Origin of the sequence: Patiriisocius hiemis (genome assembly GCF_031846325.1) — a bacterium.
Lineage (GTDB): Bacteria > Bacteroidota > Bacteroidia > Flavobacteriales > Flavobacteriaceae > Patiriisocius_A > Patiriisocius_A hiemis.
In genome coordinates, this window is record NZ_JAVRHZ010000001.1 from 146,551 (window position 1) to 158,156 (window position 11,606).

The following is an 11,606-nucleotide window of genomic DNA, read 5'->3' on the forward strand; positions in this document are numbered from 1 at the left end:
TGTTTTTAACTACTTAAATTGCTTGTTTTATTAAGCTCATAATGTATTCTATATTTTTGGTGTCTTTAACTGAAACCTCATAATCACCATTCCCCCAATGACCAGTTTTTGACACATCACGCATTAATCCTTTAGGATCGTCTAAAAGACCTTTAGATAAATTAATGAAGATTTTTAAACCTTTTTTAAGTGTAACTATATCAGCAATATTTTTACCTTTTTTAAATGCTATGTAATGTTTTTTTGGATCAATTTCTATATCGTCAGCAAGGGACAAAATACTATCTTTAAATTGTTCATATAGCTCTCTTGTACTATCAGGGTATGGATCTAAATGGAAATCTTCTGTATATACTTTTATTTCTTTTGTAACTGATTCTAATTGTGAATTTGAAGATGTAATAGGTTTTATACTTTCCGCAGATTTACTTTTCTTAACAGGATTAATACTTATTAAGTTGTTTTCGTATTTTTTTACTTCCCATAATTCAATAGCAATATCTTTAAAGTTAGTGGCAGTTTTTTGATTTTCAGTAAAACTTGATGAAACAAAAATTACTCTTGTTTGACTCCAATCTAAATCTGTACGCTTTAGGGTTGATTTTAAAGTTTCATTATATTCAACTATAAAATCTGCTTTATTTTCAAGCATTAAACTTAAATAGGTAAAACCTTGATCTACAACACTAATGTTTTTACTTCTCTTATATTCAATAATTATAAAAGCTTTAGATTGTGGATCATAAGCTAATGTATCTATTCTTTTATTTTTTATAGTAAATTCCGATTTAACTAAAACTAAACTTAATAACTCTTTTAAATTCTGTTCAAAAACATTTTGAATATCACGTTCAAGTCTAAAAGGGGTTTCCTTTATATGCTTAATAGCATTATTTTTATCTAAACTATATATATTCATTATGTTTTTTGTTTTTCTATAATTTCAAATAATTTGTGCTTTTCACTAAATCCTCTAATTTTACTGCAATACTGTTTTAAATTATCGATTTGGTCAAGTTCTTTTTTTCGTTCAATACCTAAATTTAAGAATTTATTTAATGTGTCTATACCAATAAATTTTCTACTTAAGAGATTTGCAGCTATACCAGTTGTGCTACTACCTGTAAATGGGTCTAATATCAAAGCATCTGGTTTTGTAGATGCTAATATTATTCTTGTTAGTACTGATAAGGGTTTTTGGGTAGGATGTTTTCCAAATTTTTTCTCCCAAGGTGCTATTGCAGGTAAAGTCCAAACATCCTTCATTTGCTTGCCATCGTTAATTTCTTTCATTAAATTATAATTGAAATAATGAGCTTTTTTTTCTTGTTTTCTTGCCCATATTATGACTTCTGTAGAATGTGTAAAATAGCGACAAGCTAAATGAGGAGGTGGATTTGTTTTTTGCCAAGTAACGGCATTTAATATTTTAAAATCTAAATCAGTTAGAATTTCGGCAATATTGAATATATTATGAAATGAACCACTAATCCACAGAGAAGCATCATTTTTCATTACATTTCTTACTTCACTTAACCATTTACGGTTAAAATTGCGCATAATTCTTTTTGTTGTGGTTCTATCCCATTTTCCTTTATCAACTTTCACAATTTTACCACTTTGAATTGTATCACCTCCATTTGATAAAAAATAAGGTGGGTCTGCAAAAACCAAATCAAATTGCTTGTCTAATTTTGGAATAACTTTACGACAATCACCTTTTATAAGTTTGAAATTTTCATCTTTTGATATATGATAGTATTGATTCATTAATATTAAAATCCTTTAGGTTTCATTACAGCATCTAACTCACGCCATTTTTTACCTTTACTGAAATTAGCTGCAATACTTGGAGATAAGTTTTCAATTAAAACTTGGTGCATCCCTAATCTTTTAACACGCTTTTTAAGTATAGCAAATTGTTTGTTTTCTTCTGCTATCATACCAGCATATAAAACTGTTAACCATTGTTCTATGATAATTTGATGTTGTTCTTGATATGTAATAACAATTTTATTAATTTGATTTATAACATTAGCATCAATGCTTTTTGTTGTTAAATTATATATCGTAACAAAATCATCATAAACTTTGTTGCCTATATAATGAGCAGATAATGTTTTTAAATCTGTAAAATAATCTATATCAAAAGGTGCTTTTCTACTTCCATTTTCTTCAACTACATATACACACCAATCATCAAATTTACCTGCATCAAAAACTACTTTCCTATTGTTTTTTAAACCTTTTATTAATCTTGCCATAAATTAAATATTTTGAATTGTTGAATGAAACATACCTCTACCTTGACCAGACCAATAAGTAATATCCTGCTCAATTAAAAACCACCTAATAGTTTTTAGTAATATTTCATAAGAATGACCATTTAGAACTGGTAAATTTTGAATGTACTGAATAGCAATATTATAAGTTTCACAATTATATATACTATTAATAGAATTAAGTAGAGAAGTCCATTCTGCTTGATTTAATAACTGTTTTTTTATTGTTAAATCATTTAAAATATAATTATGATCTGGTGGTCTATCATTACCATTATTCCATAAATGTGTATTTTCAATATATATAACAAAATCACACCCTTTATTTAGCCTTCCTGGTCTTTCTAAATAAATTCTATTACCATTTGCTAATGTTTCAACGAAATACCTGTATTTAGAACCTGAAGCCTCTTGAATCCAATTATTTAATAAAAAGTTACGAATGTCACTTTTGTTATTGAATTGTTCTATGTTATTTAAAATTATTGAAATTGAGTTGTCAGGTCTTATTGCCATTTTAAGCGCATTGTATTTTAAATTTTGATTAACATTAAATCTATATATATTCTAATTTCATTGACAATAATTTTTTTTCCATAACACCAAATTTAGTTTTAAAGTAATCTGTTTTTTCTCCATTAATAAGTTCAATATAGGATGCTTTTTGTATTGAACTCACTGATAAATCTTCGAGTGTTTTAGAACTTGTTAAATCTACTAATGATATGTCCAATAAAGACCAAGATAATGGTTCAGTAAATTGAATCTTTTGAGTTAAAATATCACAGAAGCCATTTTGTTTATTACTTTGTACTGGAATGGCGACATTATTAAAACTACCAACATTCTTACTGTTTGATAGTAACCTATTAGATTTAAATTGAACACCATCTATATTAGGTGTGTCTATAATCCACTGTAAAACCATTTGAGGAATAATATATTCAGGCTTAAAAACATCTTGCTTCTTACTAACATTATAAGAACAAGCAGCTAATAAAGGCCAGAAGCTCAAAAATTTTACAACAATATTTTCATTAACAATTTTGTCTTCTGAAATATACCTTTCTCTTATTTCTCGGGTGGAAGTGTTTAGAAAAAGTAAATTAAAATTCTTTTCTTTAAAATTAAACCTTGAAATATGAATATCATTAAAATTAGGTCTATTCATTTCCTCCCAAGCAGTGTATATAGAATCGGCTATATATAAACAAGGAAGACCTGGTATACTATATCTTTGTGTTGCAACTTTTTCTCTAATTTGAAAAGGAATATGAAATATATCTTTTCTGCTCAAATTATTATTGTTAGCATTTCTAATTCGATAAAAATCACCTTCAATATATCCAACCTCTAAAAATGAATTTTGATTTAAAAGCGTAAGACATTTAGAAATTTTTGAATAAGATTCACTTGTCTTCCCTTTAAAATATAATGTAACAGACTCTTTAATTAAATCTATTTCTTTTTCGATAAGAGGTAACTTAGAAGTAATTAATTTAGAGATATTACCTTTACATAGTTTAATTAATTTCAAATAGTCAGAATATAACTTATCGAGGTGATTTAAAAAATCATTATCCCCTCTATATGTAGGTAAGTTTAATATTTCTGAATTAAGTAAATCAACATTCTTCATATTAATTTTGAGTTTCTATAATTGTAATGATTTCTTTAAAAATTATGTAATCTTCAGGAAAATCTTTTTCAATTATTTCATTAGTAAAAACACTTAATGAGTGAATGTTAGAATGAGTTATAGCCCTAACAACCCAATCAAATTGTTTGTCTGAAACATACTCATCATTTTGAATCTTGCGTCCAATAGAGACTAATAGACCTCTAAAACCTTTATTAATAGTACCTTCTATTATTCCTACTTGTTTTAAATATTGAGCAATTTTAAAATAAGCTTGAGGCGTAATAGATTCTAATTTATCTCTAAATAAGGGTTCGTTATTGCCCTCAATAAAATTCCTTAATGCTTTTATTGGTTGAGTTGTATTTAAAATTATACTTGAATAGTTAGCATAGATATGTTCTCTAATATCCGACTCCTCTTTCAAAATTAGTACTAATGAATCTAAATCAATGTTGAGACTATCTATAGTGTTAAATTCATCAGGGTAGTCTAATTTTCCCATATCTGTATATGCTTCAACATAAGGTGTTGCAATTTCTAAATTTTGTGAAACTACTTGTAAGCTTATAGTTGAATTTTGGCTTTCCCATTCAAGATATTTGTCATACCTATTTAGTAATGGCACACTCTTATTTAAAAGGTCTAATTTATCTGCCATAACTATTAAGATTTGTAAAGTTTAGACAGAATATCATTTCTGATAATTAATGCTTCAGAATTTGAGTAATTATATTCTTTACTTAACAAGAAAAAAACAGAGTCAGAAATAGCCCAATTAGTTATACTACTTAATAAATTATCATCTAATCCTTTATTTTCCGCATCAATATATATAGGTGATGATGTATTAATTATTATTAATAATTCTGATGAAGCTTTTGAAAAATTATATATCCAAGGTGTATTATTCTCGTTAAGTTCTTTAAAAACAGGTGATACAATAGTAAACCATCTACCATCATTTAAGGTAAATGCATCTTCAGGTTTGTTTTTGTCTTCAATATGAGATTTGAGTTTCTCTGAAGCTTTTTTACTTGCTCTTTTATGTTTTTGAATTTTCTTAATGGTTTCAGCTGATTTCTCTTTATTGCTTTTCTTGTAATTTTGAGAAGCTTCCATTATTTTATTTATATGGGATTCAAGCAGTTTTTGAACTTGTGTCCATTCATCACTTGAATGATCGAACCCAACTTTATGAAAAGCAGGTGAACACATACTTAACTCTATTTCACCATACGTTCTTGAAACTTCGGCGTGAGGGTTTTTAGACATTAAACCACCTAATCTGATTGGGAGTTGATGAAAACGTTCAATTATTTGATTGTTTTTATAAAGATGCAAGCCCCAATTACCGCTTGGACTACTTACTTCCATTAAAGCTAACCAGCCTTTAATCTTTTCTTTTTCACCAGAATCAGTATTAGTTACATAAAGTTCAAGTTCGTCTAAATCTACTTTAGAATCTTCAATAATACCAACTTCTTTTCTTACACATTGTAATACTTCATCCCTGTTTTTGTCAATTATTTTGATTTCAATATTTTCAATACCTAATTCAGGCTTGAACACCTCTTGTAATGAATCTCTTACTGAAATCCCTATCAATGAATTATAGGTAAGATCTTCAATTCTTATTGAAGTACCGCTCTCGTAATTAGATAATGGCGAATCACTTGTTGGTTCTGAAGAAGACCCGTTAATATTGTTTCTATAATTTGAAACTTCATCATCTAACTTTCTTGTGTCTAATATTATTTTATGCTCAATATTATCTTCTTCAATGGATTTAGTTCTAAAAGTAATTTTCCATCCAAGTGTTAAGCAGGCTACTTTCATACCCATACCAAACATCCCTTTTCTAATTCTTAAATTAGGTCTTAATTCATCATTTGCAACAGATAACTTAATAGCATTTTTTAAATCATTTACTGTCATACCAACACCATTATCAGTAATATCAATAAATCCTTTACCTATAGTAATTGATATTTCAGTTTTAATCTTGTCAGTTCTACGCCAATCTAATGAGTTTGCAACTAATTCAGCTAAAGCTCTATTAGGATCCATACCTAATGCGCCTAACCCTTTTGGAGTCCAGAATTTGTCACCTGTAGTAAGGTCTATTTTAAAATTACTCATTGATTAATAAACTTTTTAAGATTCCATTTTTTAGCATTTCTAAATTCAATAAATATTCGGCTTTATCAAAATATTCTCTTAATGGTAAAATAGCACTTAACCAACCAGCACCATCCGTAATCCAAACAAAATAAATATTTTGGTTATTCCAATATTGATTCATATTTACATATTCTGTAGCAGTCGATTTTAATTTAGAGCCACCACCATTATAGAAATTTACTTCAAAGAAATAGAGATTTCCATTTTTATTGATAACATAGTCTAATCTTCTTGATGACTTGTCTAAAGTAATATCAATATTCCAAGCATTTTTTATTGCTTTTGCATTAGCTTCTTTTAGGTAAGATAAATTAAGTTCGTCGCATACTTCTTTTATGTAGACTTCAACAGCATCCTCCATTTGATGACCACCTCTGTTTTTTCTGCCATTACTATCTAAACCAACTTCTACCCCTGTGGCATAGTCAACTAAATTTTTAACCTTTTTATCCTTAACTAAATCACCTAAACCACAACCCACAAAGAAAGAAGCAATGTTTTCAGCTTCTAACTTATTAGGCACTTTTATAGATAAATCAAAATGATCGTATTCAAATGTTTTAAGGTCTGTTAAGATATTAATCTTTTGTTCTGCCTTATTTTTAAATCTGATAGCTAATAAAAGTGGTATAATATTAACTACCTTAGGATATTGTAATATTAAGTTGGTTAGTTCTTCTTCAATATTTTCCTTACCAATGAGTACGTTAAGTATGTTTAATTCTACTTCGTAAGGTTTAATATTATTATGAACCTTTTCCCATTTAACAAAATAATCCCATTGTGTTATTCCTTTTAATTTTAAGGTTGAGATTATGTAATCAAATAATTCATTATCAGAGCTAAAGTTTAATAATGTCGTTAGTTTTTTCATTAAAAAAGGTTGGTAATTAGTAGTTCGGTAAGATTTCCTCTTTTGTTTCCTTTAGAGTTAATACTCCTTCTTGCATTTACTCTAAAAATATTAAACTGTTCATATAAATCATCAAAGAAATTATCATCTGGATTTATATTTTTCATATCTGAATTACTTAATATCCATTGGTGACCTAAATCATTTAATTTTTCGCAAAATTCCTTTAACCTTATTTGTTGAGCATCATCAAATACATCTTTTGCATAAGAATTAAAACTTGATGTTTCGCTTAATGGTTTGTATGGTGGGTCAAAATAGAATAAGGTATTAGCATCCGCATATTCTAAAGTATTGGTGTAATCACCATTTAATATGATAGTTCTTTGTAAAATTTCTGAAACAGCTCTCAAATTCTCTTCATTACATATATTAGGTAAAGATTTTGATCTACCAATAGGAACATTGTATTGGTTTTTGCTGTTTACTCTATACAGCCCATTAAAACAAGTTTTGTTTAAAAAGATAAATAAAGCACTTTGGACTGTTCGGGTTGATTTACGAGTATTGAAAAGAGAACGCTTTTCATAATAATATTCTTTTGACTTTTCCTTATCATTAAAAATAGCGTGATATTCAGTTTTATACTTTGATAGAATATTAATTAAATCCTCTAAATCCTTTTTGATTGAAATATAGCAATCTGTTAAATCAGTATTTATATCGTTAATTACTGCCTTTTCAATATTTGGAAATTTATCCATCATCCAGAAAAAAACAGCTCCGCTACCAACAAAAGGCTCTATAAATGTGAATGGTCTATTATTTAAGTTTTCAGGTAAGTTATTCTTTATTTCATCTATAAGCTGTGTTTTACCACCTGCCCATTTAAGAAAGGGTTTTGCAGTCATTTATCTTTATTTTTTTACAATATACAAACTAAAGTATTTCTGAATCAATATTATTATCTAAAATAGCCTGCAAACGAGATGGTATTTTGTACTCTGTAAGTACTTCACCTGTTAGATTATTTATCCAATCGGAGCTTTCAATTCTAAATTCCCATTCATTGTAACTTGATAATAGTTTTGCAGGTGTGAACTTTGGTTTTATATGTTTGGGTGCATCAAAACCAAATCTATCAAAGATACGTTTACCTTTCATTGCCGTTAATATGGTATCTAAGGCTTTTAAGTATATATAAGCTGTATCGGTTTGTTTAGCTTTACTCTTAATGTCTGCTTCTGTAAAAATTTTACTCCCGTATTTAATAATCTCTATTAATCCAGATTCTAAATTTGTGATTGGTCTAATATCTTGACACCAATGAGCAGTATATCCTTTTTTACTTCTTTGCAACCATTCTTTTTTAATCACCTCAGCCATCCATTTATCTTTAACTATAATATGAAAGTGAGGATTATATGTTTTGGTTTTTGGATTGAAATTACTTTCTAAAGATTTAATGCCTATTAACTTTAATCCTGTACCTCTTTGATACCTTTTGCGGTGCTTCTCAGTAATCTTCTGGAAAGTTTTAAGCATAGCCCTTATGTATGCTTTTAATTGGTGAGCTTTACACGCTTTAACAGTCAAAGTAAGAAAGTAAGGTTCTTTCCACTTTTTTAGAATAGGATAGTACCTGTTAATCATATCTGCTTTGCGATTGGCACAGCAGAGTGTGCAAAATCTGTTCTTACAATATTTACTATATAACCTACCATCAGCTGTAAAAATATTTTGTTGGCAGTAATAGGTATTCCAATATGATTTTTCTAATTCGGGTTCTCCATTTTCTTGTGCTATTGAGATGAGATTTAGCATCATAATTTGAGTTATTGTCTTACGCTTTGCTCTTCCCTTTAAAGCCTCTTTTTTGCTGAGGTCTGAGCCATTTCCATTGACAATTATATTGTTTTGTCCTGTTTTGTTTGTCCTGTTATCTGCTAATGTATCAAGTGTTGTTTACATCCAACCAATTTAAGGGGCAAGCAGAAGCAGCACCCAAAAGGTTATTTGAACAAAAGTTTAAAGCGGTGTATGATGTATTTGCCAAAATAAAAAGTAAGGACAAATCTCTACTTCCAAGATTATTACAGAGCATAGAGAGTCATTTAATGATTAACGTCATAGCAAAGCGTGTTTCAGAAGAATATCCATTAGCACCTATATACACTATTCACGATAGTATATCTACTACTGAAGAATTTGTAGATGCAGTTGAACAGATTATGATGGAAGAGTTAACCAAAGCTATTGGTCACCCACCAACAATAAAACAAGAGGTATGGTGTAAAAGCAATATGGTAAAGCATCTTGAAAACTTAAAGGAGAAATCAAAGGTTGTAGCATAAATAATCCAAGATAACCCGAGACAACTAAAGTAGGTTGTATTGAGTTCGTATATCAAAAAACAAATGAGTATAGAAGATTTAAGATTGAGAGCAAACGGTGAATATGAAATCAAAATATTTCAAATTGATACTACGCATAGAGATATTAAAGGCTTAACTAATCATCAAATAGTCAATACCCTTGTAAAAAACCACAAAACAAGAATAGATGAAACAGAATCTATAAATGTAGAATTATTACCCAAGGTAATAGATGGTGTGCACTATTACGCGTACGTATATAACGAAAAAGAAAAAAAAGCGCATTGGGATAGTTTTTTACCTACGACATTATCAGAAAACCTTGACTTCACAGTTCTAAAAATATCATTTGTGTTGTTTGCTTGTATAGATAATAAAATATTTGCTGTTATTGGCGGAGGTGGTACAATGGTTATAAAGGCATTTCAAAATCATCGTTTTGGGTTGGAGTTTTATGAATATCTAACAACTCTTGATGAGGAAATTGTCTCACTTACAACAAGAGGTATTTCTGGAACATTAACTCAAAGTAATAGAATTTTTAAAGAAGGCCAACGATTAAGTGATGTTCTAAATTTTGTAAATATTCCGACGAGCATTAATTTAATTTTAAAAGATGCTATTAGAGATACATATTTTGATTTTATAGATTTTGGTGATAAAAATGTACAGTTAGAAATTGCTTCATATTTTCACATAAAACATAGAATCTCATTTGGAGAATTGCATTTACTATTTAAGAGAATTAATGAAATTATAGATACCCAAACAAGAAGACCATTAACATCATTTGTGGAAATTAAAGAAAGAGGTTTAACAGATAATGAATTTGTAAAAATCTTAATGATTGAGCTTCGTGATGATATGTTAAATAGATTTTCTCAAACAAGAGGGCAAAACCCTAAAAAAGCCGATATAGATTTTGTTCATCCATCTAAAATAAAGCAGTTCTATGAGTGCGATAGGTTTGAGATAAAGATGAAAGGGCAACGCAAAGACTTTTTAGAAGTTAAGGATAGAAATAAAATTTATGAGGATGGTCTAAAATATATTTTTAATCAACTTGATTTAAATGCAAGTCAATTGGATTTTAACAAACTAATGTGGGGATTAAAAGTTGAAGGATTTAAAGGAAATCAAAAAAAGAAATATGTATGGGCAAACTTTTGGCATTATGTAACCTGTGAACTACAGTATGAAAACAAGCCTATATTTCACATAGATTCTAAATGGTATTTTGTAAAAGATGATTTTACAGACTCTATGAATAAATTATGCAGTCAAATGATTAATAGACATCATTCTCAAAGAAATATTTTATTTAACTCTTGGATTTCAAGTAGTGAAGATGCCTATAATTCTCTTTACAGAAATGAGCCTAATTATTGGGTTTTTGATAAAGCGTTAGGTCAGAATATTGAGCTATGCGATATTATGTATGAAAGTGATGATACAATTTATCTTATTCATATTAAAACAGGTTTTGATGCTAAAATTCGTGATTTATGTAACCAAATAGTTATTTCGGCCAATAGGTTTATGATTTCTCGCAATTCTGGAGATAATGCATTTGTCAATGATGTAATAGATAGCTATAATAGAAGAGCTGATAATGTTGGTTATGAGATAGTAGATAAGGATTCATTTATTCAAAAATTTGCTACAGGAGGTAAAGAAATAGTATTTGTAATGGCATTTAAGTCAGATACACAACGTGTTCCTGTCATTAGAAATAATGTCGAAAAGTTAGAATCTAATATTGCTAAATTCTCTTTAATTCAATGTATCAGGGAAATGAGCACTTTTAATTATCCTATTGAAATAATAGAAATAAGTAATTCTTAATATGCATATGGTTCTAAAAAACTTAATAAGGAGAAAGCAAAGGTTGTCGCTTAAATAAAATAATTGCACAACCATTGCATCATTAAATTTTTATCTTTGTAATTGTGAAATTTGTAACAATCATATTATCATTAATTATACTATTGCTTTCAGCAAAGCCTTGTTCTGATGGGCAAAATATAGAAGACCAGCAGCATCAAGACGAGATAAGTACAAATCATAATCATCAAGAAGATAGCGACGATTCTTGTCCTGTAACTTGTATTTGTAATTGTTGCGGTATGACAATTACTTACGAACCCATCAAGACATTTGATTTAAAACTTAATATTGAAATCTCGACGGAGTTAATTTCTACATATCAACCTATTTACGGGTTTAATTTCCTTTCCAATATTTGGCATCCGCCACAAGTAATCAGCTAAAAC

At 28.6% G+C, this 11,606-nt stretch carries 13 protein-coding genes; 3 read left to right on the plus strand and 10 right to left on the minus strand.

Annotated features, from left to right (window positions below; all coding sequences use genetic code 11):
* Nucleotides 1-13: 13 nt before the first annotated feature.
* From RM538_RS00680 to RM538_RS00725, 10 genes are read right to left on the minus strand one after another with little or no spacing between them, the layout of a single operon-like run.
* Nucleotides 14-919: a DUF5655 domain-containing protein gene (locus RM538_RS00680; protein WP_311331465.1), complete on the minus strand. Its 906-nt coding sequence runs from the start codon at nucleotides 917-919 to the stop codon at nucleotides 14-16.
* Complete coding sequence (locus RM538_RS00685; RefSeq protein ID WP_311331466.1) at nucleotides 919-1,770, minus strand: DNA-methyltransferase; 852 nt, start codon at nucleotides 1,768-1,770, stop codon at nucleotides 919-921. Before RM538_RS00685 ends, RM538_RS00680 begins: the two co-directional genes overlap by 1 nt.
* Before the next feature lie 5 nt (nucleotides 1,771-1,775).
* Complete coding sequence (locus tag RM538_RS00690) at nucleotides 1,776-2,264, minus strand: DUF7004 family protein (protein ID WP_311331467.1); 489 nt, start codon at nucleotides 2,262-2,264, stop codon at nucleotides 1,776-1,778.
* Nucleotides 2,265-2,267: 3 nt separating this feature from the next.
* Complete coding sequence (locus RM538_RS00695; RefSeq protein ID WP_311331468.1) at nucleotides 2,268-2,798, minus strand: hypothetical protein; 531 nt, start codon at nucleotides 2,796-2,798, stop codon at nucleotides 2,268-2,270.
* A 40-nt stretch (nucleotides 2,799-2,838) separates the two neighbouring features.
* Complete coding sequence (locus RM538_RS00700; RefSeq protein WP_311331469.1) at nucleotides 2,839-3,921, minus strand: hypothetical protein; 1,083 nt, start codon at nucleotides 3,919-3,921, stop codon at nucleotides 2,839-2,841.
* 1 nt (nucleotide 3,922) lies between these two features.
* Nucleotides 3,923-4,582, minus strand: a complete 660-nt coding sequence (locus RM538_RS00705) for a hypothetical protein (RefSeq protein WP_311331470.1) — start codon at nucleotides 4,580-4,582, stop codon at nucleotides 3,923-3,925.
* A gap of 5 nt (nucleotides 4,583-4,587) precedes the next feature.
* The gene (locus RM538_RS00710; RefSeq protein ID WP_311331471.1) at nucleotides 4,588-6,063 is read right to left on the minus strand and encodes an ATP-binding protein; all 1,476 of its coding nucleotides are present in this window, start codon (nucleotides 6,061-6,063) and stop codon (nucleotides 4,588-4,590) included.
* Entirely contained in the window at nucleotides 6,056-6,979 is a 924-nt protein-coding gene (locus RM538_RS00715) for a type II restriction endonuclease (RefSeq protein WP_311331472.1), read from the minus strand. The genes RM538_RS00710 and RM538_RS00715 overlap by 8 nt, the downstream gene beginning before the upstream one ends.
* A complete protein-coding gene (locus RM538_RS00720) occupies nucleotides 6,979-7,869 on the minus strand; it encodes a DNA adenine methylase (protein WP_311331473.1) in 891 nt (296 codons plus the stop codon). Before RM538_RS00720 ends, RM538_RS00715 begins: the two co-directional genes overlap by 1 nt.
* Nucleotides 7,870-7,897: 28 nt before the next feature.
* Nucleotides 7,898-8,785, minus strand: a complete 888-nt coding sequence (locus RM538_RS00725) for a protein rep (RefSeq protein ID WP_311331474.1) — start codon at nucleotides 8,783-8,785, stop codon at nucleotides 7,898-7,900.
* A gap of 122 nt (nucleotides 8,786-8,907) precedes the next feature.
* On the opposite strand from RM538_RS00725, the gene RM538_RS00730 reads away from it, so the two are divergent.
* From RM538_RS00730 to RM538_RS00740, 3 genes are all read left to right on the plus strand, one after another.
* Nucleotides 8,908-9,312, plus strand: a complete 405-nt coding sequence (locus RM538_RS00730; protein WP_311331475.1) for a hypothetical protein — start codon at nucleotides 8,908-8,910, stop codon at nucleotides 9,310-9,312.
* Nucleotides 9,313-9,375: 63 nt separating this feature from the next.
* On the plus strand, nucleotides 9,376-11,178 hold the full coding sequence (locus RM538_RS00735; RefSeq protein ID WP_311331476.1) for a DUF6119 family protein: 1,803 nt from the start codon (nucleotides 9,376-9,378) through the stop codon (nucleotides 11,176-11,178).
* A 104-nt stretch (nucleotides 11,179-11,282) separates the two neighbouring features.
* Nucleotides 11,283-11,603 carry a DUF6660 family protein gene (locus tag RM538_RS00740; RefSeq protein ID WP_311331477.1) on the plus strand — a complete coding sequence of 107 codons (321 nt, stop codon included), beginning with the start codon at nucleotides 11,283-11,285 and terminating at the stop codon, nucleotides 11,601-11,603.
* The last annotated feature ends 3 nt before the right edge of the window (nucleotides 11,604-11,606 follow it).

Bases quoted from the DNA above. Each gene is read 5' to 3' on its own strand.
- RM538_RS00680 (WP_311331465.1), bottom strand. From the start codon at position 919: ATGAATATATATAGTTTAGATAAAAATAATGCTATTAAGCATATAAAG.
- RM538_RS00685 (WP_311331466.1), bottom strand. From the start codon at position 1,770: ATGAATCAATACTATCATATATCAAAAGATGAAAATTTCAAACTTATA.
- RM538_RS00690 (WP_311331467.1), bottom strand. From the start codon at position 2,264: ATGGCAAGATTAATAAAAGGTTTAAAAAACAATAGGAAAGTAGTTTTT.
- RM538_RS00695 (WP_311331468.1), bottom strand. From the start codon at position 2,798: ATGGCAATAAGACCTGACAACTCAATTTCAATAATTTTAAATAACATA.
- RM538_RS00700 (WP_311331469.1), bottom strand. From the start codon at position 3,921: ATGAAGAATGTTGATTTACTTAATTCAGAAATATTAAACTTACCTACA.
- RM538_RS00705 (WP_311331470.1), bottom strand. From the start codon at position 4,582: ATGGCAGATAAATTAGACCTTTTAAATAAGAGTGTGCCATTACTAAAT.
- RM538_RS00710 (WP_311331471.1), bottom strand. From the start codon at position 6,063: ATGAGTAATTTTAAAATAGACCTTACTACAGGTGACAAATTCTGGACT.
- RM538_RS00715 (WP_311331472.1), bottom strand. From the start codon at position 6,979: ATGAAAAAACTAACGACATTATTAAACTTTAGCTCTGATAATGAATTA.
- RM538_RS00720 (WP_311331473.1), bottom strand. From the start codon at position 7,869: ATGACTGCAAAACCCTTTCTTAAATGGGCAGGTGGTAAAACACAGCTT.
- RM538_RS00725 (WP_311331474.1), bottom strand. From the start codon at position 8,785: ATGATGCTAAATCTCATCTCAATAGCACAAGAAAATGGAGAACCCGAA.
- RM538_RS00730 (WP_311331475.1), top strand. From the start codon at position 8,908: ATGTATCAAGTGTTGTTTACATCCAACCAATTTAAGGGGCAAGCAGAA.
- RM538_RS00735 (WP_311331476.1), top strand. From the start codon at position 9,376: ATGAGTATAGAAGATTTAAGATTGAGAGCAAACGGTGAATATGAAATC.